The organism is Clavibacter sp. GW821-FHT01D01 (genome assembly GCF_059422605.1).
In genome coordinates, this window is sequence record NZ_JBWKXC010000001.1 from 385,301 (window position 1) to 409,632 (window position 24,332).

Annotated in this window: 25 protein-coding genes and 1 tRNA gene; 15 read left to right on the forward strand and 11 right to left on the reverse strand. The window is 70.8% G+C overall.

The features are described 5' to 3' along the window. Window positions 1-69 precede the first annotated feature (69 nt). The 3 genes from AC07VC_RS01950 to AC07VC_RS01960 all read left to right on the forward strand — a co-directional run bounded on the left by AC07VC_RS01950 (window position 70) and on the right by AC07VC_RS01960 (window position 3,209). On the forward strand, window positions 70-1,200 hold the full coding sequence (locus AC07VC_RS01950) for a carbohydrate ABC transporter permease (RefSeq protein WP_494674621.1): 1,131 nt from the start codon (window positions 70-72) through the stop codon (window positions 1,198-1,200). Next, window positions 1,197-2,126 carry a carbohydrate ABC transporter permease gene (locus AC07VC_RS01955; protein ID WP_317229392.1) on the forward strand — a complete coding sequence of 310 codons (930 nt, stop codon included), beginning with the start codon at window positions 1,197-1,199 and terminating at the stop codon, window positions 2,124-2,126. Before AC07VC_RS01950 ends, AC07VC_RS01955 begins: the two co-directional genes overlap by 4 nt. Window positions 2,127-2,231: 105 nt before the next feature. After that, a complete protein-coding gene (locus AC07VC_RS01960) occupies window positions 2,232-3,209 on the forward strand; it encodes a LacI family DNA-binding transcriptional regulator (protein ID WP_317229409.1) in 978 nt (325 codons plus the stop codon). Window positions 3,210-3,240: 31 nt separating this feature from the next. Here the strand turns inward: AC07VC_RS01960 and AC07VC_RS01965 are convergent, their stop codons facing one another. Then, window positions 3,241-3,987, reverse strand: a complete 747-nt coding sequence (locus AC07VC_RS01965; protein WP_317229393.1) for an SDR family oxidoreductase — start codon at window positions 3,985-3,987, stop codon at window positions 3,241-3,243. Between the two features lie 152 nt (window positions 3,988-4,139). Here AC07VC_RS01965 and AC07VC_RS01970 point away from each other — a divergent pair, with 152 nt between their 5' ends. From AC07VC_RS01970 to AC07VC_RS01980, 3 genes are all read left to right on the forward strand, one after another. After that, on the forward strand, window positions 4,140-5,261 hold the full coding sequence (locus tag AC07VC_RS01970; protein ID WP_494674620.1) for a hypothetical protein: 1,122 nt from the start codon (window positions 4,140-4,142) through the stop codon (window positions 5,259-5,261). Between the two features lie 9 nt (window positions 5,262-5,270). Further along, window positions 5,271-6,071, forward strand: a complete 801-nt coding sequence (locus AC07VC_RS01975) for a DNA-formamidopyrimidine glycosylase family protein (RefSeq protein WP_494674619.1) — start codon at window positions 5,271-5,273, stop codon at window positions 6,069-6,071. A gap of 102 nt (window positions 6,072-6,173) precedes the next feature. After that, on the forward strand, window positions 6,174-6,923 hold the full coding sequence (locus AC07VC_RS01980; RefSeq protein WP_494674618.1) for a hypothetical protein: 750 nt from the start codon (window positions 6,174-6,176) through the stop codon (window positions 6,921-6,923). 75 nt (window positions 6,924-6,998) lie between these two features. On the opposite strand, the gene AC07VC_RS01985 is transcribed toward AC07VC_RS01980, so the two are convergent. The 3 genes from AC07VC_RS01985 to AC07VC_RS01995 form a co-directional block, all read right to left on the reverse strand. Continuing rightward, complete coding sequence (locus AC07VC_RS01985) at window positions 6,999-7,370, reverse strand: hypothetical protein (RefSeq protein ID WP_494674617.1); 372 nt, start codon at window positions 7,368-7,370, stop codon at window positions 6,999-7,001. Window positions 7,371-7,560: 190 nt separating this feature from the next. Then, complete coding sequence (locus AC07VC_RS01990; RefSeq protein WP_494674616.1) at window positions 7,561-8,961, reverse strand: GntP family permease; 1,401 nt, start codon at window positions 8,959-8,961, stop codon at window positions 7,561-7,563. 126 nt (window positions 8,962-9,087) lie between these two features. After that, complete coding sequence (locus AC07VC_RS01995) at window positions 9,088-9,612, reverse strand: gluconokinase (RefSeq protein ID WP_494674615.1); 525 nt, start codon at window positions 9,610-9,612, stop codon at window positions 9,088-9,090. A gap of 162 nt (window positions 9,613-9,774) precedes the next feature. Between AC07VC_RS01995 and AC07VC_RS02000 the strand changes: the two genes are divergently transcribed. Together AC07VC_RS02000 and AC07VC_RS02005 are read left to right on the forward strand one after the other, a co-directional pair. Beyond that, a complete protein-coding gene (locus tag AC07VC_RS02000; RefSeq protein ID WP_494674614.1) occupies window positions 9,775-10,557 on the forward strand; it encodes a FadR/GntR family transcriptional regulator in 783 nt (260 codons plus the stop codon). Window positions 10,558-11,160: 603 nt separating this feature from the next. Continuing rightward, the gene (locus AC07VC_RS02005) at window positions 11,161-14,118 is read left to right on the forward strand and encodes an NACHT domain-containing protein (protein WP_494674613.1); all 2,958 of its coding nucleotides are present in this window, start codon (window positions 11,161-11,163) and stop codon (window positions 14,116-14,118) included. A 105-nt stretch (window positions 14,119-14,223) separates the two neighbouring features. On the opposite strand, the gene AC07VC_RS02010 is transcribed toward AC07VC_RS02005, so the two are convergent. Next, a tRNA-Gly gene (locus tag AC07VC_RS02010) sits at window positions 14,224-14,297 on the reverse strand. An 82-nt stretch (window positions 14,298-14,379) separates the two neighbouring features. On the opposite strand from AC07VC_RS02010, the gene dcd reads away from it, so the two are divergent. Further along, window positions 14,380-14,985, forward strand: a complete 606-nt coding sequence (gene dcd, locus AC07VC_RS02015) for a dCTP deaminase (protein ID WP_494674612.1) — start codon at window positions 14,380-14,382, stop codon at window positions 14,983-14,985. Window positions 14,986-15,085: 100 nt separating this feature from the next. On the opposite strand, the gene AC07VC_RS02020 is transcribed toward dcd, so the two are convergent. Further along, window positions 15,086-15,787 carry a hypothetical protein gene (locus AC07VC_RS02020; protein WP_494674611.1) on the reverse strand — a complete coding sequence of 234 codons (702 nt, stop codon included), beginning with the start codon at window positions 15,785-15,787 and terminating at the stop codon, window positions 15,086-15,088. 134 nt (window positions 15,788-15,921) lie between these two features. After that, entirely contained in the window at window positions 15,922-16,416 is a 495-nt protein-coding gene (locus tag AC07VC_RS02025; protein ID WP_317229402.1) for an Lrp/AsnC family transcriptional regulator, read from the reverse strand. A 165-nt stretch (window positions 16,417-16,581) separates the two neighbouring features. Here AC07VC_RS02025 and ald point away from each other — a divergent pair, with 165 nt between their 5' ends. The 3 genes from ald to AC07VC_RS02040 all read left to right on the forward strand — a co-directional run bounded on the left by ald (window position 16,582) and on the right by AC07VC_RS02040 (window position 19,268). Next, window positions 16,582-17,700, forward strand: a complete 1,119-nt coding sequence (ald, locus tag AC07VC_RS02030; RefSeq protein WP_494674610.1) for an alanine dehydrogenase — start codon at window positions 16,582-16,584, stop codon at window positions 17,698-17,700. Between the two features lie 99 nt (window positions 17,701-17,799). Continuing rightward, window positions 17,800-18,495, forward strand: a complete 696-nt coding sequence (locus AC07VC_RS02035) for a DUF4190 domain-containing protein (protein ID WP_494674609.1) — start codon at window positions 17,800-17,802, stop codon at window positions 18,493-18,495. A gap of 110 nt (window positions 18,496-18,605) precedes the next feature. Beyond that, the gene (locus AC07VC_RS02040) at window positions 18,606-19,268 is read left to right on the forward strand and encodes a DUF4190 domain-containing protein (protein WP_494674608.1); all 663 of its coding nucleotides are present in this window, start codon (window positions 18,606-18,608) and stop codon (window positions 19,266-19,268) included. Between the two features lie 30 nt (window positions 19,269-19,298). Here the strand turns inward: AC07VC_RS02040 and AC07VC_RS02045 are convergent, their stop codons facing one another. Continuing rightward, window positions 19,299-19,934 (reverse strand): isochorismatase family protein, encoded by a 636-nt coding sequence (locus tag AC07VC_RS02045; RefSeq protein ID WP_494674607.1) that lies wholly within the window; start codon window positions 19,932-19,934, stop codon window positions 19,299-19,301. Between the two features lie 112 nt (window positions 19,935-20,046). Between AC07VC_RS02045 and AC07VC_RS02050 the strand changes: the two genes are divergently transcribed. After that, a complete protein-coding gene (locus AC07VC_RS02050) occupies window positions 20,047-21,015 on the forward strand; it encodes a GlxA family transcriptional regulator (protein WP_494674606.1) in 969 nt (322 codons plus the stop codon). A gap of 146 nt (window positions 21,016-21,161) precedes the next feature. On the opposite strand, the gene AC07VC_RS02055 is transcribed toward AC07VC_RS02050, so the two are convergent. The 3 genes from AC07VC_RS02055 to AC07VC_RS02065 form a co-directional block, all read right to left on the reverse strand. Then, a complete protein-coding gene (locus AC07VC_RS02055) occupies window positions 21,162-21,566 on the reverse strand; it encodes a hypothetical protein (RefSeq protein ID WP_317229408.1) in 405 nt (134 codons plus the stop codon). Window positions 21,567-21,727: 161 nt separating this feature from the next. Beyond that, complete coding sequence (locus AC07VC_RS02060) at window positions 21,728-22,213, reverse strand: GNAT family N-acetyltransferase (protein ID WP_317231125.1); 486 nt, start codon at window positions 22,211-22,213, stop codon at window positions 21,728-21,730. Between the two features lie 35 nt (window positions 22,214-22,248). Continuing rightward, entirely contained in the window at window positions 22,249-22,722 is a 474-nt protein-coding gene (locus tag AC07VC_RS02065; protein ID WP_494674605.1) for a winged helix-turn-helix transcriptional regulator, read from the reverse strand. Between the two features lie 65 nt (window positions 22,723-22,787). Here AC07VC_RS02065 and AC07VC_RS02070 point away from each other — a divergent pair, with 65 nt between their 5' ends. Further along, complete coding sequence (locus AC07VC_RS02070; RefSeq protein WP_494674604.1) at window positions 22,788-23,636, forward strand: NmrA family NAD(P)-binding protein; 849 nt, start codon at window positions 22,788-22,790, stop codon at window positions 23,634-23,636. 38 nt (window positions 23,637-23,674) lie between these two features. After that, window positions 23,675-24,298: a TetR family transcriptional regulator gene (locus tag AC07VC_RS02075; protein ID WP_494674603.1), complete on the forward strand. Its 624-nt coding sequence runs from the start codon at window positions 23,675-23,677 to the stop codon at window positions 24,296-24,298. The last annotated feature ends 34 nt before the right edge of the window (window positions 24,299-24,332 follow it).

Genomic DNA, 24,332 nt, shown 5'->3' on the forward strand with positions numbered 1-24,332 from the left:
CCCCCCCCCTTTCTTTTTTTTTCCCCCCCCCCCCCCCCCACCCCTCCCACACGCGCGAGAGAAGGACCGATGACGACCACCCTGCGCCCGCCGGCGCCACCCCGATCCCGCGTGCAGCCGCCGCGGGAACCCGACGCCCCCACCTGGCGCCAGCGCCTCAGCACCTGGGACTTCCGCTACTCGCCGTACCTCTACGTCGCGCCGTTCTTCGTGCTCTTCGCCCTGGTGGGCCTCTTCCCGCTCGTGTACACGTTCGTCGTGTCGCTCAACGACTGGAACCTGCTCACGGGCGCCGGCGACTGGATCGGCTTCGAGAACTACGCGGTCGAGCTCGCGGACCCGCTGTTCTGGAACTCCGTCTACAACACCTTCAGCATCTTCCTGCTGTCCACGGTGCCGCAGCTCGCGGTCGCGGCCGCCATCGCGGCCATCCTCGACCAGAACCTCCGCGCGAAGACGTTCTGGCGGATGAGCGTGATCCTCCCGTACATCGTCACGCCGGTCGCCGTGGCGATCATCTTCAGCAGCATGTTCGGCGAGAAGTACGGCCTGGTGAACAACCTGCTCACCGAGATCGGGCTCGACCCGGTCATGTGGAAGACCGAGACGCTGCCCTCGCACCTCGCCATCGCGACGATGGTGAACTGGCGCTGGACCGGCTACAACGCGCTCATCCTCCTCGCCGCCATGCAGGCGGTGCCGCGGGACGTGCACGAGTCCGCCGCGCTCGACGGCGCCGGATCCGTGCGGCGCTTCTTCTCCATCACCGTGCCGAGCATCCGCCCGACCCTCGTGTTCGTGATCATCACGGCGACCATCGGCGGGCTCCAGATCTTCACCGAGCCGAAGCTGTTCAACGCGGCGAGCTCGACGCCGGGCGGGCCGCAGCGGCAGTACCAGACGACCGTGCTGTACCTGTGGGACCTCGCCTTCAACCGGCAGGACTTCGGCAAGGCCAGCGCCGTGGCGTGGATCCTCTTCCTCCTCATCGTGCTCATCGGCCTGCTCAACTTCTGGCTCTCCCGGCGCATCGCGGGGGTGGAGGCGCGGGGATCCGCGCGCCGCACCCGACGGGCCATCACCCGCTTCCGCGCGCAGCCCGCCGCTCCCGCGCCCGGCGCCACCGCGGTGCCGCGCGTGCCCGACACCGTCCTTCCCGAGGAGCGGACCGCCGTCCGCGATGAGGAGCCCCGATCATGACCGCGACCGCCACCGACCGTCCCGCCGCCGTGCGCCCGCGCACCTCCGACGGGCCGTCGCCCGCCGCGTCCGGCCGGGGGCCCCGGCGTCGTCCGCGCGGCGGCACCGGCATCGACCGCCGCCCCGGGTTCCTCGCCTACGGCCTGATCCTCGCCGTATTCCTCGGCGGTGCCTACCCGCTGTGGTGGTCGGTCGTGATGGGGTCGAGCGACAAGTCGGCCCTCACCGACACCTGGCCGTCGCTACTCCCGGGCGGCCGGTTCTGGATCAACGTCGCCGAGGTCGTGGGCACGGTGCCGTTCTGGCTCGCGCTCATGAACAGCGTCATCGTGTCCGTGGTCATCAGCGTCTCCGTCATCACGTTCTCGACGCTCGCCGGGTACGCCTTCGCGAAGCTCCGGTTCCGCGGCCGCGAGGGGCTCATGGTCTTCGTCATCGCGACGCTCGCGGTGCCGACGCAGCTGGGCATCATCCCGCTGTTCATGATGATGAAGCAGCTCGGCTGGACCGGCACGCTCGGCGCCGTCGTGGTGCCGACGCTCGTGACCGCGTTCGGCGTGTTCTTCATGCGGCAGTACCTCGTGGACGTGATCCCGACCGAGCTCATCGAGGCGGCGCGCATGGATGGCGCCTCCATGATCAGCACCTTCTGGCACGTGGGCGTGCCGGCGGCGCGACCGGCGATGGCGATCCTCGGGCTCTTCACCTTCATGACCGCGTGGACCGACTACCTGTGGCCGCTGCTCGTCGTGCCGCAGAACCCGACGCTGCAGGTCGCGCTCAGCCAGCTGCAGTCCGCCCGGTACGTCGACTACTCGATCGTGCTCGCCGGCGCGGTGCTCGCGACCCTGCCGCTGCTGGCGCTGTTCGTGCTCGCCGGGCGCCAGCTCATCTCCGGGATCATGGCGGGAGCGGTGAAGGGGTAGGCGCGGCCGTACACTCGACCTGATCCGCGCCGCACCCGACCGGGCGGCATCCACCCGAGGGGGACCGTGGCCGTCAACGCCGAGCAGGGCCCGCCCACCCTCGAGATGGTCGGCGCGCTCGCCGGCGTGAGCCGGGCCACGGTGTCGCGTGTGGTGAACGGATCCGACCGGGTCGCGCCCGAGGTGGTCACCGCGGTCAACGCGGCCATCGCGCAGCTCAACTACGTGCCCAACCGCGCGGCGCGCTCGCTCGCGGGGCGCCGCACGAACGCGCTGGCGCTCGTCATGCCGGAGCAGACCGCGCGGGTGTTCGCGGACCCGTTCTTCTCCGCGCTCATCCAGGGCGCCATGACGTACCTCGCGGCCACCGAGTACACGCTCACGCTCCTCATCTCCTCGCCTGCCCAGGCGGAGAAGACGCGGCGGTTCCTCCTCGGCGGCAACGTCGACGGGGTGCTCGTCGTGTCGCACCACTCGGGCGACGCCACCTTCAGCGGGCTCCGCGACCGGCTGCCGGTCGTGTTCGCGGGCCGGCCGCTGCGGCAGGACGACCGGGAGGCGCCCACGGTCGACGTCGACAACGTGGGGGCCGCGCGCGCCGCGACCGAGCACCTCATCCAGCGCGGGCGCACCCGCATCGCCGCGGTCGCCGGCCGGCAGGACATGCCCGCGGGCATCGACCGGCTGCGCGGGTTCCGCGAGGCGATGGCGGCGGCGGGCCTGGATCCCACCCTCGTCGCGTTCGGCGACTTCTCGCCCGCCTCCGGCGCGGACGCCATGCGCACGCTGCTCGCGCGCGGCGAGCCCATCGACGGCGTGTTCGCGGCGAGCGACCAGATGGCCGCCGGCGTCTACGCGGAGCTGCGCGAGCACGGCCTGCGCGTCCCCGAGGACGTGGCGGTGGTCGGCTTCGACGACGACTACTTCGCGAAGTCGGCCGTTCCCGCGCTCACCACCGTGCGCCAGCCGAACCAGGAGTTCGGGCAGAAGATGGCCGAGGTGCTGGTGCGGCTGGTGGCCGGCGAGCAGGTGGATCCGCTCACGCTGATGCCGACCACGCTGGTGGTGCGGCAGAGCAGCTAGCGGCGGACCGCCGCTCGGCGCGGGCTGCCCGCTAGCGCCCGCTGAGGAGCGCCAGCATCTCGTCGTGGCGGCTGTCGCGCTCGGCGAAGCGGAGGCCGTGCACGTCCTGCACGAGGATCTCCTCGTCCTCGGGGCGCGCCTGCAGGATGCCCATCACCTCGTCGAGGAAGTCCTCGAGCGGCAGCGCGTCGCCCGCCTCCGCCTGCCCGGGCATGAGCGCGGTCTGCACCTTGGGCGGCACCAGCTCGATCACCTCGACCGACGAGCCGGCGAGCTGCGCGCGGAGGCTCTGCGTGTACGAGTGCACGGCCGCCTTCGTCGCGTTGTACGTGGGGGTCACCGGCAGCGGCACGAACGCGAGGCCCGACGAGACGGTCATGAGGGTCGCCTCGTCGCCCGCGAGGAGGACCGGCAGGAACGCGTCGACCGTGCGGATGGTGCCGAGGAGGTTCGTCGCGATGATCGCCTCCGCGGTCGCCTGGTGCGCGGGGTCGCGGAGGTCCTCGGCCTGCATGATGCCGGCCATGGTGATGACGACGTCCAGGTCGGGGTGGGTCACCGCGAGCTCGTCGCGGGCGGCGAGGATCGACGCGGGGTCGGCGACGTCGAGCACCACCGCGGCCATGCCGTCGTGCTGCGCGGTGATCTCCGCGAGCAGGTCGGCGCGGCGCCCCGCGATGACGACGCGGTTGCCCGCCGCGTGGAACCGCTCGGCGAGGCCGCGGCCGATGCCCGAGGTGCTTCCGGTGATGAGGACGGTGCGGCCGGTGATTCTCATGGGGCTCCTTCGCTGCGCGGGGGCGCGGCGTGCGGTTCGGGTCGTGGGTCGAGTGTGGACCCTCGCGGAGGCCGGTGGTGGGGGCGCGCGGGGGAGCGGCGAGGTCGCGGCGGACGTCCGGGGACGACGGCGACGCCCGATACGGTCGTGGGATGAGCGCGCGCGGCACCGGGCAGGCAGCATCCCCGTCGACCCCGGGGGCGGGTGGCGGGGTCGGCGCGCGCATCGCGCTCGTCGTGCTGCTCGTCGCGCTGCTCGTCGGGCAGGCGACGCTGTACGGGTACGGCCTGCTCCAGGCGGCGACCGGCGCCGGGCCCGACGCCGACGGGAGCGCGATCGCCGCGGCGGTCCTCCCGCAGGTCATCGCCGGGATGCTCGCGCTCGGGTTCACGCCGTCCCTCGGCCTGCTGGAGCTGCGCGGGGCGAGGGCCGCCACCGGACCCGACGGCACGCCCCGGCGGCCGGTGCGCCTGTTCGTGTGGCTGGGGGTCACGGCTCTCGCCGTGGTCGTGCACGCCGTCGCGTCGCTGCTCGCCGGGGTGTCCGTCCTGGTCGTGGCGGGCGTCGTGGCCGCCGCGGTCGGCACGGCGGCGACCAGCTGGATCCTCGTGCTCCGCGCCCAGGCCGCCGCCGTGGCCCGCCGGGGAGCGCCGCGGGACGACGGGCCCGCCATCTCCATCGACCTCGACTGGTCCGAGGGCACGCCCCGCCGGAAGTGGCGCCTGGTCGGGCTGGTGTTCGTGATCGCCCTCGTCGTCACGGTCGCCGGCACCCTCCTGCTCGACCGGTTCGAGCCGCAGGAGCCGGCGGAGGTCCTGGCGTTCGCGCTCCAGTTCTCGCTGCTCGCGCCGGCGCTCACCTGCATCTTCGTGTCCATCGGGGCGCAGCTCTCGGGGTCCACCATCACCCAGGGCCTGGCGAAGGAGGACCGCGCGGCCGTCGTGCGCCGCGCCGCCGGCAAGCGCGATGAGCTCGAACCGGAGCTCGAGTGGCGGGCCGCCCGCCTCGCCGTCTACACCCGGACGCTGCAGCCCTTCCAGCTCGGCCAGTCGGTGATGCTGGTCGTCGCGATCTTCGTCCCCACGCTCCTGCGCGGCGACCTCACCGGGTGGCTCGTCCCCGTCTGGATCATCGCCATCGCCTGCCTGGCGGTGGCCGTGCCGTGGGGGATCGTGCAGCACCGCCGCATGGGCCGGTACGCGGCGCAGACGCGCCACCTCGCCCGGTCCCACGTCCCCGACCCCGCCGGACGGGCTGTCGGCGGCCGCGGCTAGCGTCGGAGCATGCCCGAGGGTGACTCCGTCTTCGTCCTCGCGGCACGCCTCCGCGCGCAGGTGGGTGGCGCCCTCATCGCCGACGGGGAGCTGCGGTCCGGCGCGCGAGCGGGCGTCCGGCTCGGCGGTCGGCGCATGACCGCGTTCGACACCCACGGCAAGCACCTGCTCATGCGCCTCGACGACGCGACCACCCTCCACACGCACCTCCGCATGCAGGGCTCGTGGACGGTCACGGGCGTCGGCAAGCGGGTGCCCGCACGGATCCAGCACCAGGTGCGCGTGCGTCTCCGCCTCGACGACGGTCGCACCCTGTGGGGCATCGACCTGCCCGTGGTCGAGCTGATCCCCACCCGGGACGAGCGCACGGTCGTCGGGCACCTCGGGCCGGATCCGCTGCGCGACGACTGGGATCCGGCGCTCGCCGTCTCCCGCCTCGCGGCCCGTCCCGGCGACACGATCCGCGCCGCACTCTTCGACCAGCGCCCGATGGCGGGCCTCGGCAACCTGTGGGTCAACGAGGTCGGGTTCCTCCGCGGCGTGCATCCCGCCACGCGCGTCGCCGACGTCGACCTGCCGCCGCTCGTCGACCTCGCCGCCCGCTCGCTGCGGCACTCCGCGACGGTGCCCGGCGCGTACCAGATCACCACCGGAGACCCCCGCCGTGGCCGCACGCACTGGGTGGTCGGCCGCGCGGGTCGGCCGTGCCTCCGCTGCGGCACGACGGTGATCGGCCTCGACGATCCCGGCAGCACGAGCGAGCGGGCCCGCCGCGCGTGGTGGTGCCCGAGGTGCCAGCCGGCGGCGTGACCCGAGGTGCCAGCCAGCGAAGGGACCGGAGGTGGCGTGACCCGCGATGCGGGGGCGCTCCGCCCCTGTCCCGTGGTGGAGGCGGCGTGACACGATGCGGGGATGGATCACGAGGCCGATGCCGCCCGCGACGAGCTCCGCGAGCTGCGCCGCCGGGTCTATGGTCCGCACCCCGACCTGGCGCACGACCCCGAGGCGCACGCGCGCCTCGCCGCCCTCGGCTCCGCACCGGCGGTCGTCCGGGGGGCGGCGCCCGAGGCCGGGCCGACGCCACCCGCTCATCCGATCCCCGATCCCGCCCGCGACGACGCCCGCGAAGCGCCCGTCGACCCGGTACGCGACCTGGAGGACCCCGCGCCGCCGGCCGGATCCCGCGACCCCCGGAGGCGACGCCTCTCCCCGCGCGCGTTCCGCGCCGTCGCGGCCGCGTCGCTGGTCGTGACGGTCGTCGCCACGGCGGGCGCGACCCTGTGGCTCACGCGCGAGCGGGTCGACACCGTCGCGGTCATCTCCTTCGCCGACGAGGCCGAGGAGTCGGACGGCGCGTTCGACAGCGCGTCCGACGGCGCGATCCAGAGGGTCGAGTTCCTCGGCCTGACCGTGTCGCGGATGCCCCGGGATCCGACCTCGCTGGAGCTCAGCGACGACTGCATCTCCGTGCTGCCGGCCGACGTGGATCCGTCCGCCGTCGTGGGCGTCTTCGGCTGCGGCGCCGGTTCCGTGCCGGCCACCGTCCCCATGAACGTGACGCCCGACCTGCCTCCGCTGCTCCGCGAGGCCTTCCCCACGGGCACCACGCTCCTCTTCGCGCTCGAGGGCGAAGCCGTCCGGATCAGCCGGGTCGGCGGCTGAACGCGCCTCTCGCTGGCCCGCTTCGCACCGCCTGGGACGGGCCGGCGTCGAGCGGTCGAGCGGGCCCGCGGCCGATCACTCGACCATCACCCGGATCCCGCGCGACACCTGCACGGTCCGGGTCTCCTGCCACCCGTCGCCGATGATGCGCGACAGGCGCCCCCACAGCGCGGAGTGGAGGAGGCGCTCGTCGAGTGCGTGCACGCCCGCGAGCTCGACGATCAGCAGTCCGTCGGCATCGGCGGCGCTCACGAGGCGCGGGTCGTCGGCCCGCGCCACCTCGGGCGCCTCCTGCCCGTAGGGCCGCCACCCGTCGGGTACGCCCTCGTACGAGCCGCGGTGTCGGGACTGTAGAGCTCGGCCCTCCCAGTCGGCGACCAGCGCCGCCGCCAGCCCGGCGCGGCCGGGAGTCAGCGGGTGTAACCGGTCTCGGTGGTCACCATCCATCGCTCACCTCCGCTCCAGGTCCGGTGCCGCGAGCTGATCGGCTCAGCAGGCGACCTCGAGCCTCGACCGGTCCGCCTCCGGGCGCAACCCCGTCATGCACACGCGCGCATCAGGGAGGCGCCGGGGAACGGACGGAGGCCCGCCCCGCGCAGCGCGGGACGGGCCTCGGATCGTCGTCGACGAAGGTGCGCTATGCCAGCGACGCCACCCCGAACACGGCCGCGGCGATGCCGAAGCCCATCACGCCGATGGTGGTCTCCATCACGGTCCAGGTCTTCAGGGTCGTCTTCACGTCCATCTCGAAGAAGCGGCCGACCAGCCAGAAGCCGGAGTCGTTCACGTGGCTGGCGACCACGGATCCACCGGCGACGGCCACGACGAGCGCCGCGACCTGGAAGGCGTTGTAGTCGCCCGCGAGGATCGCCGGGGAGATGAGGCCCGCGGCGGTGGTGAGCGCGACGGTGGCGGATCCCTGCGCGATGCGGAGGATCGCGGCGATGAGGAAGCCCGCGAGGATGATCGGGATGCCGAGGTCGCCGAGCACGTCGGCGAGGGCGCCGCCGATGCCGCTGGTGCGCAGCACACCGCCGAACATGCCGCCCGCGCCGGTGATGAGGATGACGGAGCAGACCGGGCCGAGCGCCGACTCGAGGGTCTTCTCGAGGGCGGTCTTGTCGATCCCGCGGCGACGGCCGAGCACGAACGCGGCGACGAGCAGGGAGATGAGGAGCGCGACGGGCGTCTCGCCGATGGTGCGGAGCACCTGGTACCAGGCCTGGTCGCTGGTGCCCTCGGGGAGGATCCCGCCGGTGGCGGCGGCGTTGAGGCCCGTGTTCATGAAGATGAGGAGGAGAGGCAGCAGCAGCACGGCGACGACGGTGCCGAACCGGGGCGGGTTCGACTCGGCGTTCGCGTCGGCCTCGCCGAGGATGGAGGGGACCGGCAGCACGAACTTCTTGCCCGCCCACAGTCCGTAGAGGTACGCGGTGACGTACCAGGTGGGGATCGCCGCGACGAGGCCGACGATGATCACGATGCCGACGTTCGCGCCGAAGAACTCGCTGGCCGCGACCGGGCCGGGGTGCGGCGGCACGAAGATGTGCATCACCGAGAAGGCGCCCGCGGCGGGGAGGCCGTAGCGGAGCACGCCGCCGCCGAGGCGACGGGCCACCGAGAACACGATGGGCAGCATCACGACGAGCCCGGCGTCGAAGAAGATCGGGAATCCGAAGATGAGCGACGCGACGCCGAGCGCGAAGGGCGCCCGCTTCTCGCCGAACGCGCGGATGAGGGTGTCGGCCAGCGCCTTCGCCCCGCCGCTGGTCTCCACCAGGCGGCCGAGCATCGCGCCGAGCCCCACGAGCAGCGCGACCGTGCCGAGCGTGGAGCCGAAGCTGCCGACGAGCACGGTCACGATCTGCGAGGTCGGGATGCCGGTGGCGAACGCCGTGAGGAGGCTCACGAGGATCAGGGCCACGAACGCGTGGACGCGCAGCGTGATGATGAGGATCAGCAGCACGGCGATGGCGCCGGCCGCGATCAGGAGGAGCGGACCCGCGGTGAGGGTCTGCGTCCAGTCTTCGATGGTCATGTTCTCTCCGTTGACGAACGTGCGGTGTGCGGTGGTGGTGCCGTGCAGCACGCGGGGTGGTGGTGCGGGGGAGCGCCGAGGTCCGGTCCGAGGACGGCGCCGCGGCGGCGCGCGGGGCGGGCGGGTCTAGCGGGCGTCGCCGTCGAGGCCGAGCTCGCGCGTGATGCGGGCCGTGACCTCGTCGGGCGTGCCGACGTTCTCGAGGGCGAGGCCGGGCTCGTCGTCCTGGAGCGGCTCGAGCGTGCTGATCTGCGTGGGCAGCAGCGACGCCGGCATGAAGTGGCCGCTGCGGCTCTTCATGCGCTCGCCGATGAGGTCGGGGTCGCCGGAGAGGTGCACGAAGGACACGTCGCCGTCGGCCCCGCGGAGGAGGTCCCGGTAGGAGCGCTTGAGGGCGGAGCAGGTGACGACGGTGCTGCGGCCGGCGCCGGCCTCGCCGGTCATCCAGTCGCGCATGGCCTCGAGCCACGGCCAGCGGTCGTCGTCGGTGAGGGGGGTGCCGGCGGTCATCTTGTCGATGTTGGCCGCGGGGTGGAACTCGTCCGCCTCGGCGAAGGTCCAGCCGAGCACCTCGGTGAGGTGGGTGGCGATCGTGGTCTTGCCGGATCCGGAGATCCCCATCACCACGATGTGGCGCGGACGTGCGGGCATGCTGACTCCCTTGTCGGTCGATGCGCGTGGCGAACAGCCGCCGCGCCGAAAAAGGTAACACCTTTGCGGGGCCGGGCGGAAGGGTGCGCTGTGCGCAGCATCGGCCGACCTATGCTCGTCGAGACGGTCGGACGGTCGACCGGCGCTCACCCGGAGAGGACCATGACGACGCGGTCAGCTGCTACCCCGGCATCGACGCCCGCCGCGGCTCCCGTTTCCGGTCCGGCGGCGACGTCCGCGGCTCCGGCGACCTCGGCCACTCCGGCGGCGGCGGTCATCCCCACGCGGATCATCGACGCGATCGGCCGCGACATCGTCGACGGCGCCCTCGCCGAGGGCAGCCGCCTCACCATCGAGGACCTCCAGCAGCGCTTCGGCGTCTCCCGCACGGTGGTGCGCGACGGCGTGCGCGTGCTCGAGGCGATGGCCCTCATCGTGCCGAAGCGCCGCGTGGGCCTCGTGGTGCAGGGCCCGGACCGCTGGAACGTCTACGACCCGCGCATCATCCGCTGGCGGCTCACCGGCCCCGGCCGTGCGGACCAGTTCCGCTCGCTGACGCAGCTGCGCCGGGCGGTGGAGCCGGTCGCCGCGGCGCTCGCCGCGTCCCACGCGACCCCGACGCAGCGCACGCGCATCGCCGAGCTCGCGGTGGATCTCCGCCGCCTCGGCGAGGCAGGCGAGCTGGTCGAGTTCCTCGCGGCCGACATCGAGTTCCACCACCTGATCCTCGAGGCCAGCGGCAACGACATGTTCTGCGCGCTCCGCGAGGTGATCACGGAGGTGCTCAGCGGGCGGACGCATCAGGGGCTGATGCCGCGGACGCCGCGGCCGCATGCGCTGGACACGCACGAGCAGGCCGCCTTCGCGATCCGCGACGGCGATGCGGCGACGGCGGAGGGGTGCATGGCGTCGTTGCTGGCTGAGGTCAGCAGTGCGGTCGGCTAGAAGTGGTGAAGTCCCAATATGTGCCCAATTAGCGTCCTGTTCTACATGATCCGCGGGCGCAAAAACGAAACACTAGGATCGATTTGCAAGTTCTTGTATCCAACTAAAATTCAAAGCTAGAAAGAATCATGGCCTCGCTGTGCTTGGCTCTGCCCAACCCTGTCTAAGGCGGGCCGTCTAGTTCTCGGTTTTGTTATGTCCAGCAGCGGCCATTACGTATTCACCGAATATCGCCAGGTTTGCCACGAGAGCGGGTCGGGAATATGAAAAGCGATCATTCACGATGGCGACGGACTCAAGTCGAAGTGGCCTCAGTCCATGGTCAAATCTACTGGCGGTCACCGATCCCCGGCTCCAACTGGACCCGCTCTTCACAGCTCCGGCCCTTCTAGCCGCTTTGCTTAGGCTCAAGGGGGTAGTGGGGCCGTGGCCCTTGAATGGGGGGTCATCGTACCCAAGTAATCCCTCTAAGGTCTAACTACATCTCCGCTGCGCAAAGGCGTCTGCTCCGCTTTCGCGCTCTTCACGGTGCTCATTACGCCTCTCGCTCCTATTAACGGCGGCGGCGAGGCGGGATCCGTGTCCTAAATTAGAGGATATCAAGTGCTCGATACTGCTGTCGCCATGATTGACCTCGATATCGGAGACGTCTTGAACGGCCTGATCACCGAAGCCTGCACCCACACTCTTACACGTGTGACACGAGTGGTTGTAAGTAAGCAGCACGGCGGGCGTCGGCGCCCGTCGGCTGCAGAGTCGCTTCTCAGCTTCGGAGAAGCAGAGGCTACCCCAAGTCTGGCGCGTCTAGCGAGCGAGGAGTTTGGCGCTATTACCGTAGCCCAAATTAGGGATGTTCTTGCTAATCCTTCGATTGCCTCGATATTAAAGCAGATTAGTGCTGCCTCTCTTCTCGACGAGCTAGGCGACCATAAAGACAGTATTTCACTTCGATTTTCGATCGTAGTTCGTCGGCTCCTCGCCGGTGCGGAAATCAATGACAGCGCCCTGCAGGTTCTCTTTGATGTAGTAGTTGAGGGGACCGAAGCCCGCTTCTCCGGGATTAAAACAGAACAACGCGATAAGATCATTGTTGAACAACTCGCTCGGGCGGTGCTACTGCAGGCCACGGTAAACCAGCTTGTTGAAGACGCAAAGGGCGCGGCTTCAAGCGTCAGAGATCAAGCCGTCGACGACGAGTGGCTGTCGCGCTATCGTGCTCAGTGTCAGCGCGCTCACGGCTTCATCATGCCTCCTGACAACGACAGGCGGCGCAACATTCCCATAAATGATATCTACGTGCCGGGCCGGATAGTACCCGAGGTTAGGAGCGTGGACGACGAGCCAGAAACAGTATACGAGCTACTGCCAAAGATCGACCGCAGCATCATCCTGGGCGATCCGGGCGGAGGAAAGTCGACAGCCACAAATGCCATTGCGCATAGTCTGAGTCAGAATACCTCCCAAGTATTTCCGCTCGTTGTTGTTCTTCGAAACTACGGCGGAGTAATGGCGGATGAATCTATGGTGGCGTTTCTGGAACGCACTATACCCGCCAAGTATCAAACGCCTGCGCCCCCGGAGGGGCTAATTGAGTCATTGCTTCATGACGGGCGCGCGCTTTTGTTGCTTGATGGGCTTGATGAGCTCCTTGATTCTTCCCGGCGTCGAGAAATGGCCGAGCGCATTGAGCTGCTGTCAAGTGCCTACCCGACAGCGCCTATGCTCGTAACTTCAAGACGGGTCGGCTATGACGAGGCGCGAGTCGACGAACAAGTATTCGTGACCTATTTTCTTAGTGAACATTCTGACAAAGACGTCGAGCAGTATGTCAGGAAGTGGTTCGCGCTTAATACTGCCGCGTCGCCGGGCGAAGCACATGACCCCGAATTGCTCGCCAACGCATTCCTCAGTGAGAGCGAGAGCATTCGTGATTTGCGCAGCAACCCTCTACTCCTCGCGCTTTTGTGTATTATTTACAGATCTCAGAATTACCTTCCGCGCAACCGAATAGGTATTTACGAACAATGCGCTAAGATGTTGTTCGAAACGTGGGATAAGAGCCGCGGCTTGTCCTTCAATTTTTCGTTCGACGGCCACATAGACGGAGCTCTCAAGCATCTTGCTTATTGGATTTTCACTCGTGATGGCGAGGCGAGTGCTGTCAGCGAAAGCATGCTGATTGAGGAAATTACTACTTTCTTCACGGCTCAGGCCTACGAGGAAGAAGGAAAAGCGCGTTCCGCGGCCACGCAATTTATCGGATTCTGTAAGGGGCGAGCGTGGGTGCTCGCGGATGCGGGCGTCGACAACCAGGGCGAGCGAGTCTTCACATTCGCACATCGTACATTTCTTGAATTCTACGCCGCTTCTCAATTAACGCGAAAGTTTCCGGACCCAGATAAGTTGGCGCTGATGCTCGTGAAGCACGTGTCTAAAAACGAGTGGGACAATGTCGGGCAACTGGCAGTCAATCTCATTAATAAATCGGTGGAACGAGGTGCCGAGAAGACAATTACGCGCATGATTACTTCAGCCAACGGAGCTAATAGAACTTCTGAGTATCGAGCAAATGTTCTACTATTCGTGGGCCGCTGCTTGCGGGACCTTCCCGCGTCGCCTGTGGTTCTGCGCAATACATTTGTGGGAATGTACAACCTAGTGAAGGCGACTGCCCATAGGCGCGATTCTCTGAACCTCCCGCCGCAAATACTCGAGAATGCCATCGCGAGCCTGTATCGGATTAATACAGCTTCCGAAGGGCGTCTTGACGATGTTCTGGATGAGCTTGCTTCGCAGTCGGACGGGTCGGATAGCGATGCGCGCACGGCACATTTCGTAATCGTCTCGTGCTTACGGAATGCGCCCACGGAGCGTATGAAGGCATTGTTCTACACTCGCTATATTCAAGATTGGGGGCCTGGTCAGCTTCTCTCTCTTCATTCCCTCGAAATAGCTTACTATCACCTCGACATGACAATTCCGACTATTGCCGGGTTGCTGTCAGAGCACGGCATGGGCCTTCTTGACCCTTGGTTGGTTTGGGATCGAAACAATGCGTTTAGAAGTGGCACCCACCACCGCCTAGGTTTTGGTTTTATGCAGTTTCAGTACTCATTTCCATCTGCGGAAGAGCGTGCGAGAAACGACTCGAATCACGAGCGATGGTACGGGACCTTGATTGAAGATATTGGCGCTTATATTAACGCAGAAGAGGTTGTGCCGGTCCTACTTACAACTGACCTGAAGCAACTGACTGTATTTGATCTCGTTTCGCGGCGGCGCCGAGCACCTGGAGATCAGGTTTCTGTAAATCAATTGACGTGCGCTTACGCAGTTGCAGCGGCTATTACTGAATCAGAGTCCGCAAAGGCTCTCATGACTCAATTTGTGAATGACGAGAGGCCTCTACCCGGAGTGCTATCTCAGGCAATGGCGGCTAAGGAGCATGGGGCTTGGTCCTTCAGTGAGGACGGGCCTGCACTCGCGGCACGTTTCACGGGGTGGCTGACTGAATGGGCAAGTAATGAACTTACGTTTGTTACAACGCGGTCGCCCAAGTGATAGTTGCCTATAGTGTGAGCACCGCCCGCGGGGTCCCGTCGACGGCATACTTTGAAGGAGACGTCGGGTTAGTCACGCATTTACCAGATCTGGCTTGTCGTTGTATGGAGCGAGTGACGGGAATCGAACCCGCGCTATCAGCTTGGGAAGCTGAAGTTCTACCATTGAACTACACTCGCGCGACCGGCCACCGGCCGGGTCTGACACCACCCTACCAAGACTCCGGGCCTCAGGTCCGCAAGCCCCCGGTAGGCTCCTGCCGTGCTCCTCTCCGACCGTGACATCACCGCCGAGCTCGACGCCGGACGAGTGGCCCTCGATCCGTACGACCCCGGGATGCTGCAGCCCGCGAGCATCGACGTGCGCATCGACCGCTTCTTCCGGCTGTTCGACAACCACAAGTACCCCTACATCGACCCGGCCGAGGACCAGCCCGAGCTGACCCGCCTCATCGAGGCGAAGCCGGGGGAGCCGTTCATCCTGCACCCGGGCGAGTTCGTCCTCGGATCCACGTTCGAGCTGGTCACCCTGCCCGACGACGTCGCCGCGCGCCTCGAGGGCAAGAGCTCGCTCGGGCGCCTCGGCCTCCTCACGCACTCCACCGCCGGCTTCATCGACCCCGGGTTCTCCGGCCACGTCACCCTGGAGCTCTCGAACGTCGCGACGCTCCCCATCAAGCTCTGGCCCGGGATGAAGATCGGCCAGCTCTGCTTCTTCCGCCTGTCGTCGCCCGCCGAGAAGCCCTACGGCTCCGGCGAGTACGCCTCCCGCTACCAGGGCCAGCGCGGCCCCACCGCCTCCCGCTCGTACCTCAACTTCGTGCACAGCGACGTGACGGTCACCGACGCGGGCCAGCCGGGCGAGTAGTCCCCGCGCCACGCGCGCGAAGGCCTCCTGGCAGGGCGGGATCCGCCCGGCCAGGAGGCCTCGTCGCGCACGGGCCGCCGCAGGGGCGCCCGACCGGCGGTCAGTCGCCGCAGTGGGACTTCCAGAAGTCCGGGACCTTCACGTACACGTAGTGCTGCTCGTGCTCGAGGCACGTGGCGGCGAGGCCCGAGAGGGCCAGCGACGACGTGGCGGAGATGCTGACCACGACCGCGCAGACGACCGACGGCATCAGGGCGCACCCGCCCAGCATCGTGGCGAACGTCGCCCCGGCGGTCGCGCCGACGACGGCCAGGTTGAACGCGGGCACCCGGAACGTCTTCCAGTGGATCAGCTTGTTCCACCAGTGCTTGTCAGCGGCGACGGGACCGGCGACCGCCGGAGACTCCGCCGGCTGCTCCGCGTCGAGGGCGTCGACGGGGTCCGAGCCCGCGCGGAGGTCGGCGACCTCCCGAGCGGTCTGCTCCCGGAGCGCCGCGACGCTCGGGACGGAGCTGCCGCCCGCCCGCGCCTCGGCGGTCCGGGCCGCGAGGGTCACCGCGACGATCTGGTCGACGGTGATCCTCCCGGACTCGACGTCCTGCAGGTAGGTGTGGCTGTCGAGGGAGGCCCGGATCGCGTCGACGGGCGGTGCCGTGTCCGCGAACGAGGGCGACGGGGCAGCGAGGAAGGACGCGGCGACCGCGAGGATCGCGACGCCGGCGATCCTCGGGATCACCGTGCCGATGCGGGTCCGCCGGCGGAGGGGTTGCGCGGCGCGGTGGAGGGGCGGGAGGAGGGGCATGGGGAGCCTTTCGGACATGTCGGACACCGCCGTGCGGCGTGATGCGCACGGCGGTGGGGGATGGGGATCCGCGACACGGTAGAGGCGACGGGCGGTCCGCCGTGCTGCCGGTGCACATGCCGCGCGACCGCCGGCTAGACCGCCGGGTCGCCGACCGCCGGCCCCGAGTAGTGGTGGTCGAACACCACGCTCGTGCGGGTCGACGCCACGGCCGGGTGCGCCGAGAGGTGGTCCAGCACGAAGTCGCGGAGGTGATCGCTGTCGCGGACGGCGATGTGCACGATGAAGTCCTCGGACCCGCCGAGGAAGAACAGCTGCACCACGTCGGCGAGCTCGCGCATCTCGTCGGCGAAGCGGGCCATCTCGTGGCGGGCGCCCGCGCGGATCGCGATGCTGATGAGCGCCTGCAGGCCCACGCCCACCGCATCCGCGTCGATGGTGGCCGTGAAGCCCGTGATCACGCCGCGCTCCACGAGGCCGCGCACCCGGGTCACGCACGTCGACGGGGCGATGCCCGCCTGCTCGGCGAGGCGGCTGTTCGGGGTGCGCGCATCCGCCCGGAGGAGGGCGACGAGCCTCCGGTCGACCTCGTCCAGCGGCTCGCGGGCCCGCAGTTCCTTCGTCGGCATGGGCCGTCCGTCCTCTCGGGGCGAAGGATCGCGCAGGAAGAGCGGCCTTCGTCGCAGATCCTACGGAGTGCGCCCACCGACGGCGCACGATGGCCATATTGGGACTCGCCCTCCCGCATCGCCGCCGCCGGTCGCACCCTCGCGGGGAGACGAGACGGAGCGCGCATGAAGGTCGGGATCCCCACCGAGGTCAAGAACAACGAGAACCGGGTCGCCGCGACGCCCGCCGGCGTGCACGAGCTCGTCCGCCGCGGCCACGAGGTGCTCGTGCAGGCGGGGGCGGGGCTCGGATCCAGCATCACCGATGACGACTACACGGCCGCCGGCGCGACCCTCGTCGCCACCGCCGACGAGGTGTGGGGCCAGGCGGATCTGCTGCTCAAGGTCAAGGAGCCGATCCTCGAGGAGTACCCGCGCATGCGCGCCGGCCAGACCCTCTTCACCTACCTGCACCTCGCCGCGTCGCGCCCCTGCACCGACGCGCTCCTCGCCTCCGGCACCACCGCGATCGCCTACGAGACGGTGCAGCTGCCCAACCGCCAGCTCCCGCTCCTGCAGCCGATGAGCGAGGTCGCCGGACGGCTCTCCACCCAGGTCGGCGCGTACCACCTGATGCGCGCGGCGGGCGGCCGCGGGATCCTCCTCGGCGGCGTCCCCGGCACCCCGAAGGCGCGCGTCGTCGTGATCGGCGGCGGCGTCGCGGGCGAGCACGCGGCCGCCAACGCGCTCGGCATGGGCGCCGACGTCACCGTCATCGACCTCTCCATCCCGCGGCTCCGCGAGCTCGAGGTGCGGTTCGGCGGGCAGGTGCAGACCCGCGTGTCCTCCGCGTACGAGATCGCGGCCCAGCTGGCCGACGCCGACCTCGTCATCGGCTCCGTGCTGATCCCCGGGGCGCAGGCTCCGAAGCTCGTCACCGACGCGATGGTCGCCACCATGAAGAAGGGATCCGTGCTCGTCGACATCGCCATCGACCAGGGCGGCTGCTTCGAGGGATCCCGCCCCACCACCCACGACGACCCCACCTTCGCCGTGCACGACAGCGTCTACTACTGCGTCGCCAACATGCCGGGCGCGGTGCCCGAGACCTCGACGCGCGCGCTCACCAACGCGACGCTGCCGTACGTGATCGCGCTGGCCGAGAAGGGCTGGAAGCGGGCCCTCGCGGAGGACCCGGCGCTCGCGCTCGGCCTCAACGTGCACGACGGCCACGTGACCGAGCCGCACGTCGCCGCGGCGCTCGGCCTGCCCCTGACGCCGGTGGCGGAGGTGCTCGCGGGCTGAGGCGCGGCGGGTGAGAGCGCGCCGTCGCGGGATCGCGGTGTCGCGGGATCGTGACCCCGGGGTGGCCGGATCCGGCCCGATCCCTGGCAGGGTCGAGGCATGACCTTCAGCTACGCGCCCGAACCCGACACCTCCGCCCCCCGCGAGCGGAAGTCGTTCAACGGCGTCGGGCTGGCCGCGCTCATCGTGGGCGTGCTGTCGCTCATCGGCGCGGTCATCCCGATCCTCAACTACGTGTCGGGGTTCCTCGCGGCCGTCGGCATCGTGCTCGGCATCATCGGGCTGGTGCTCCGCGACCGGCCCAAGGGCATGGCGCTCGGCGGGCTCGTCGTGAGCATCGTCGCGCTGATCCTCTCGATCGTCCTCGCCATCGTCTACACGGCCGGCATCGTCACGGCCATCACGGGCGCGGTGCAGGAGTCCGAGGCGCGGTCGTCGGCGGAGGCGGCCGACGACGTGCGCGTCACCTACGAGGTGACCGGCACGGGCGGCACCGCCACGGCGGGCGTCCTCTGGACCACGTCCGTCGGCGGATCCGCGGGCACCGAGCAGGCGTCCGACCAGCCGCTCCCGTTCAGCCGCGAGGTCGTCGTGCCCGACACGACGGCGTTCGACATGGCGATGTTCTCCGTGAGCGCGGTCGCGAGCATCGACCCGACGGTCTCCGCCGAGGGTGACATCACGTGCCGGATCCTCGTGGGCGACTACATCGTCACCGAGCAGCGGGCCGAGGGCGACGGCGCCACGGTCACCTGCAGCGCCACGGCCGAGGACCTGCGGGACGCCGCCGAGTGACGGATCCGGGTCCGGACGGGCCCACAGGACCTCCGCCGGGGCCCACGCCGTACGGGCCGGCGCACCCGTCGTCCGATGCCGAGGCCCCGCCCTCCTCGAGGCCCGCCCGCGTGCGCGGACGGAACGAGGCCGCCGGGACCGCCGTCGTGCTCGCGGTCCTCGCGCTCCTCGGCGCGCTCGTGCCGGTGCTCGACCTCGTCACCGGGCTCCTGGCCGTGGTGGGCGCGCTGTTCGGGATCCTCGCGCTCACCCGGAAGCGGCGGCGCAACTCCCGCCCCCTCGCGATCACGGGTCTCGCGCTCAACGTCGTCGCGCTGACGGCGTGGGTGATCGCCATCACGACCATGGTCGGGCTGGTGCTCGACACGTACCCGCCGACGTCGCCGCCGGAGGGCGCCGCGAGCCCGGAGCCGAGCGCGCCCACGACCCCCGAGATCGTCCACCCCGTCACCCTCACCGTCGAGCTGACCGGCACCGTGCCGCAGGTGCGCGCGGTCTGGCTGGGCGGCCTCAACGACGGGTACCGCGACGTCCCGGCGGAGGCGCTGCCCATTACCCAGGAGCACGACGTCTACCTCACCGACGCGGCCTTCTCCGCCGGCGACTACTTCAGCGTCACCGCCGTGCTCGACGCGGCGGACGGCACCGTCACCTGCCGGGTGCGGGCGGGGGACCGGATCCTGGCGGAGGACACCGCGACGGGACGCGACGAGGCGGCGTCCTGCAAGGTCACGGCCTTCGACATGCTCGACTACCGGGAGACCGCGGACTGAGCCGGCCCGCGGGGCCGCCGGCCCCGGGGATCAACCCGCGGAGCGCGCCGCGCCCGCGACGGCCGAGCTGCCGAGGTCGTCCTTCGGGAGCGCCTCGCCGGCGGTGACCGCGGCGATCCACGCGTCGGTCGTGGCGACGGCGGCGAAGTTGGAGTGCAGCAGCGTCATGAGCGTGCCGTGCACGGTGGCCGCGTCGGCGGATCCGGCGGCGTTCGCGAGCGCGATGGCGCCCGTCGCGTCGGAGAGCACCTCGGCCGCGATGTCGAGCCCCTCCGCCTCCACCGACGATGCGAGGATGCAGTTGTTGGTCATGTAGCCGACCAGGGTGATGGTGTCGAGGCCCTCGGCCCGCAGCCAGTCGACGAGGTCGGTGCCGGCGAAGACCGAGCCCTTCGACTTCACGAGGCCCTTCCAGGCGTCCGTCCGGCGCGACTCGATCTCCGGGTGCAGGCGGTAGGCGTCGCTCGTCGGGTCGAACACGGGCGCGCCCTCGCCGGCGGTGTGCTGCACCACGACGACGGGGATGCCCGCCCCCGTCGCCGCGTCGATGGCGCGGCCGATGGCGCGCACCGAGTCGTCGCGGTCGGGGTGGCGGATCTCGAGCGGCCCGGCGAAGTACTCCTGCTGGACGTCGACGAGGACGAGGGCGCGGCGGGGTGCGGTCATGGGGATCTCCTGGATCGGCTCGTGGGCGGCGCCGGATGCGGCGCCGTCCCTCGATCATCGCCGGGATCCTCCCCGGACGCGCGTGGCCCGACGGCACGCTTACGATGGATCCGTGCCACACGGGGGAGAGCGGATGCGCATCGCGGTCTACGCGTTCGACGGCGTGACGATGTTCCACCTCTCGGTGCCGCAGATGGTCTTCGACGAGGTGCGGCGGCAGGGCCTCGGCGACTGGGAGACGGTGCTGTTCTCCGACCGCGCGGGCTCGATCGTCACCGCGGAGGGCCACCGGCTGGGCGGCGTGCGGGGCCTCGCGGCGGCCGAGGGCGCCGACGTGGTCGTGATCCCGTCGTGGGTCGACGACGGGCGGGACCCGCGGCCCGCGTTCCGCCGCACGGTGCGGGCGGCCCACGACCGCGGCGCCGTGGTGGCGGGCCTCTGCCTGGGGGCCATCGCGGTCGCCGACCTCGGGCTCCTCGACGGGCGCGGGGCGGCCACGCACTGGGGTGCCGTGGAGAGCCTGTCGGCCCGGCACCCGGGGGTCGTGGTCGACGGATCCGCGCTCTACCTCGACCACGGCGACGTGCTCACCTCCGCGGGCACGGCCTCCGGCCTCGACGCCTGCCTGCACATGGTGCGCACCCGGCTCGGCGCCGAGGCCGCCAATCGCGTGGCGCGCAGCCTCGTCGTCGCGCCGCATCGCGAGGGCGGGCAGGCGCAGTACATCGAGCGGCCGGTCGCGGCCGACGACGCGGGGGATCCGGTGGCCGCCACGACCGCGTGGGCCCTCGCGCACCTCGGCGAGGAGCTGGGCGTCGACCGGCTCGCGGCCGTCGCCCACATGAGCCGCCGGTCGTTCCTCCGCGCGTTCCGCCGCGCGACCGGATCCACGCCCGCGGCCTGGGTGCGCTCCCGCCGGCTCGACGAGGCCCGGCGGCTGCTGGAGACCACCGGCCTGCCCGTCGAGCGGATCTCCGCCGACTGCGGCTTCGGGACCCCGGTGACGTTCCGGCAGGCGTTCGCGGCCGCCTTCGGGAGCACCCCCTCGAGCTACCGGCGCCGCTTCGACGCCCGCGGGTGATGCCCCGCGGCTGATGCCCCACGGCTGAGGTCGGGGTGCGGGCGGTGGCGGCTGCGTCCGGCCGCTGGACGCCGACGGCCCTCGCCCGACGATCCCGGGGGATCCCGGGGGATCGCTAGGCGAGGGCCGTCGGCGTCCCGCGTGTCCTACTTGCGCAGGACGTAGGCGTGGTTGTCGACGAGCGCCCACGTCTGTCCGGCCTTGCCGAACTTCCACGGCACGTCGTAGGCGGTGGATCCGTTGCACGCGGGAAGGGCGCTCATGTGGAACGCGAGGACGTTCGCGGGGAGGGAGATCGCGTTCCAGCCCGGGTGCAGCTCCGCGCACTGCGTGTACTTCCAGTCCGGGGTGAAGAGCCCGAAGCCCCGCGCGGAGGAGGTCGAGGAGACGTAGACGTCGATCCCGTTCCAGTACGTCTCGTGGAACGTGCTCTCGGGCTTGGCGTTCGCGGGCGTGGCGATGGCGATGGAGGCCACGGCGAGGGCGGCGGCTCCCAGGGCGATGGCGGCGCGGCGCCGACCTCGGGCTGCGGGGCGTGCGGGACGGGTCATCACGGCCTCTCATGGAGTTGCGGGGGGGGGGTCGTGCGCGCACCGGGCGTGACGCGGCGACACGTGAACCTAGGGCTCCCGTCGCCGCCCGGGTGCGGCGCGTCCACAACGACGGGCCGTCCGGCCGGTCGGCGTCCCGGGTCCCGGAGCCGAGTGCGTCCCTAGACCGCCGCCGACCGCCGCTCCATGAGGAGGGTGTCGCGCCAGATCCCGGCGCGCGGCCCGGCCTCCGCGGCCGCGATGCGCTCGCGCCGCCCCACCACCCGGAACCCGAAGCGCTCGTGCAGGGCGATGCTGGCGCCGTTCTCCGGGAAGACGACGCCCTGCAGGGTCCAGATGCCCGCGCGCTCGGTCGAGGCGATGAGCTCCTGGAGGAGCGCCTTCCCGACGCCGCGCCCGCGGGCGGCCGCGTCGACGTAGATCGAGTGCTCGACGACCCCGGCGTAGACGGCGCGGGACGACACCGCGGAGACGGCGGCCCAGCCGAGGACGGCGTCGTCCGCGTCGACCGCGACCAGGCGGTGGTCCGGCAGCCGGTGCGCGTCGAAGCGCTCCCACGTCGGCGGCGCCGACTCGAACGTGGCGTCGCCGGCCTCGATGCCGTGCAGGTGGATGCGCGAGACGTGATCCCCGTCGTCGGGGCGCATGGCGCGGACCGCGGGCGCCGGCAGCGGTGCGGCGCTCACCGGGCTGCCGTGCGGGCGGCGGATCGCGGGGATGCGGTGGGCCGGGAGGGCGCGGCGGCGGCCGGCACCTCGCACGTGGGTCGGGATCCGTCGCGGTCGGGGACGAGCACCGGCACCGGCATGTCGTCGTCGCCCGTCCGCTCCTCCGGCTGACGCGGCACCGTGCTCGCCCACGCGTTCATCGCGTCGAGCACGGGCCGGAGGCTGCGGCCGACGTCCGTGAGCTCGTAGACCACGCGCGGCGGGATCTCGGCGTACGCCGTGCGCGTGACCAGCCCGTGCTCCTCGAAGCGCCGCAGCCGGTCGGACAGCGTGTGCGCGCTGATGCCGGGCAGGGCGCCGCGCAGCTCGGTGAAGCGCAGGGGGCCGCCGAGCAGCTCGCGGACGATGAGCGTCGCCCACGGTCCGTCGATCAGGCCGAGGAACCGCGCCACGCCGCATTCGGGCCACACATCCGGGGAGAACGCCATGGGTCCGAGGGTATCCACATGGGTGCAGTTGACGTAACCGGTGCATCGCATGCATCAATGGGCGCATGACCTTCCTCATCCACGGCGCCACGGGCGCCCAGGGCGCTCCCGTGGTGGCCGCCCTCCTCCCCACCGTCCCCGATGTCCACGCAGCCGTGCGGGACGCCGCCGCCTACCGCGGCGGCGGCGTCCCCGTGTCCGTCGACCTCTCCTCCGTCGACTCCCTGGCCGCCGCGTACGCCGGGGTCGACGGCGTCTTCGTGCACCTGCCCATCGGATCCCCGGCGCAGCAGGCCGAGCACGCCGCGGCGATCGTCGCGGCCGTGCGCCGGGCCCGGCCCGCGCGCGTGGTCGTGTCGACCAGCGGCGGGCGCGTCGGCGTCCCGGAGGCCGCGGGATCCCCGCTCGACGTGCTCGTGCGGGGCATCCGCGACGCCGACGTCCCGCTCGCCGTGGTGGAGCCGCGGCTCTACCTCGAGAACCTGCTCCTCCCGGTCGTCGTCGGACCCGTGCGGGCGGAGGGCGTGCTGCGGTACCCGATCCGCGACGACTACCGCGTCTCCTGGAGCTCGCACCTGGACGTCGCCGACGTGGTGGCGCGGCTCCTGCGGGATCCGTCCGTCACGGGCGTCGTCGGCGTCGGCGCGCTCCCCGCGCTCACCGGACCGGACCTGGCCGCGGCCTTCGCCGAGCACCTCGGGCGCGACGTGCGCTTCGCGGCGCGGACGCCGGACGAGTTCGGCGCGGACATCATCCCGCTGTTCGGCGAGGAGGGCGCACGGCCGGTCATCGAGTCGTACCGCTGGCGCGCGACCCAGGCGTCGGAGGCCGTCGACGAGGCGACCAGCGCGCAGGCGCGCCTGGGGCTGACGCCGCGGACCCCGCGGGAGTGGCTCCGCGACATCGGCGTCTGACGCCGGGGTCCCGGCGGCCGGCCGCTACGCTTCCCCGCATGCCCCCGTCCGCGTCCCCCGAGCGCGCCGCCGGCCGTCCCGTCGCGATCGACGCCGCCGAGCTCGCGCGCGTCGCCATCGCCCTGTTCGCGGAGCGGGGCTACGACGCGGTCAGCATGGCCGACGTCGCGGAGGCCGCGGGCGTCGGCCGGCGCAGCCTCTTCCGCTACTTCCCGTCCAAGGCCGACCTCGTCTGGGGCGGGGCCGAGGCGGTCGTCGAGGTGCTCGACGGCCTGCTCGCCGCGGGCACGGGCGGGCGGCCCCTCGGCGCGGCCTACGCGGACGCGTTCGTCCGCGCCCTCGAGGCCTCGGGCATCGACCTCGGCATGACCCGGGTGCGCCTCCGCATCATCGACGCGCACCCGGAGCTCCGCGGCCTCGCGTCGCCGCGCCTGGGCGCGGGGTCGCACGTGCTCGCGGGCTTCGTCGCGTCCGGTCGCCCCGAGCTGCGCGGCACGGTCGAGGCCGCGGTGCTCGCCGACGCCCTCGGCGCGTCCACCTACGCGGCGCTCCGGTGGTGGGCGACGAGCTCGGACGATCCGCGCCCGGACGCCGCCATCCGCCGCGCCGTGGACGCCCTCGCACTGGCGGGCGGACCCGCCGGCCCGCCCGACGCCCGATAGCCCCTGGCGACCCGCCCGCCGCGGTAGCCCGCCG

Bases quoted from the DNA above. Each gene is read 5' to 3' on its own strand.
- AC07VC_RS01950 (WP_494674621.1), top strand. From the start codon at position 70: ATGACGACCACCCTGCGCCCGCCGGCGCCACCCCGATCCCGCGTGCAG.
- AC07VC_RS01955 (WP_317229392.1), top strand. From the start codon at position 1,197: ATGACCGCGACCGCCACCGACCGTCCCGCCGCCGTGCGCCCGCGCACC.
- AC07VC_RS01960 (WP_317229409.1), top strand. From the start codon at position 2,232: ATGGTCGGCGCGCTCGCCGGCGTGAGCCGGGCCACGGTGTCGCGTGTG.
- AC07VC_RS01965 (WP_317229393.1), bottom strand. From the start codon at position 3,987: ATGAGAATCACCGGCCGCACCGTCCTCATCACCGGAAGCACCTCGGGC.
- AC07VC_RS01970 (WP_494674620.1), top strand. From the start codon at position 4,140: ATGAGCGCGCGCGGCACCGGGCAGGCAGCATCCCCGTCGACCCCGGGG.
- AC07VC_RS01975 (WP_494674619.1), top strand. From the start codon at position 5,271: ATGCCCGAGGGTGACTCCGTCTTCGTCCTCGCGGCACGCCTCCGCGCG.
- AC07VC_RS01980 (WP_494674618.1), top strand. From the start codon at position 6,174: ATGGATCACGAGGCCGATGCCGCCCGCGACGAGCTCCGCGAGCTGCGC.
- AC07VC_RS01985 (WP_494674617.1), bottom strand. From the start codon at position 7,370: ATGGATGGTGACCACCGAGACCGGTTACACCCGCTGACTCCCGGCCGC.
- AC07VC_RS01990 (WP_494674616.1), bottom strand. From the start codon at position 8,961: ATGACCATCGAAGACTGGACGCAGACCCTCACCGCGGGTCCGCTCCTC.
- AC07VC_RS01995 (WP_494674615.1), bottom strand. From the start codon at position 9,612: ATGCCCGCACGTCCGCGCCACATCGTGGTGATGGGGATCTCCGGATCC.
- AC07VC_RS02000 (WP_494674614.1), top strand. From the start codon at position 9,775: ATGACGACGCGGTCAGCTGCTACCCCGGCATCGACGCCCGCCGCGGCT.
- AC07VC_RS02020 (WP_494674611.1), bottom strand. From the start codon at position 15,787: ATGCCCCTCCTCCCGCCCCTCCACCGCGCCGCGCAACCCCTCCGCCGG.
- AC07VC_RS02025 (WP_317229402.1), bottom strand. From the start codon at position 16,416: ATGCCGACGAAGGAACTGCGGGCCCGCGAGCCGCTGGACGAGGTCGAC.
- ald (WP_494674610.1), top strand. From the start codon at position 16,582: ATGAAGGTCGGGATCCCCACCGAGGTCAAGAACAACGAGAACCGGGTC.
- AC07VC_RS02035 (WP_494674609.1), top strand. From the start codon at position 17,800: ATGACCTTCAGCTACGCGCCCGAACCCGACACCTCCGCCCCCCGCGAG.
- AC07VC_RS02045 (WP_494674607.1), bottom strand. From the start codon at position 19,934: ATGACCGCACCCCGCCGCGCCCTCGTCCTCGTCGACGTCCAGCAGGAG.
- AC07VC_RS02055 (WP_317229408.1), bottom strand. From the start codon at position 21,566: ATGACCCGTCCCGCACGCCCCGCAGCCCGAGGTCGGCGCCGCGCCGCC.
- AC07VC_RS02060 (WP_317231125.1), bottom strand. From the start codon at position 22,213: ATGCGCCCCGACGACGGGGATCACGTCTCGCGCATCCACCTGCACGGC.
- AC07VC_RS02065 (WP_494674605.1), bottom strand. From the start codon at position 22,722: ATGGCGTTCTCCCCGGATGTGTGGCCCGAATGCGGCGTGGCGCGGTTC.
- AC07VC_RS02070 (WP_494674604.1), top strand. From the start codon at position 22,788: ATGACCTTCCTCATCCACGGCGCCACGGGCGCCCAGGGCGCTCCCGTG.
- AC07VC_RS02075 (WP_494674603.1), top strand. From the start codon at position 23,675: ATGCCCCCGTCCGCGTCCCCCGAGCGCGCCGCCGGCCGTCCCGTCGCG.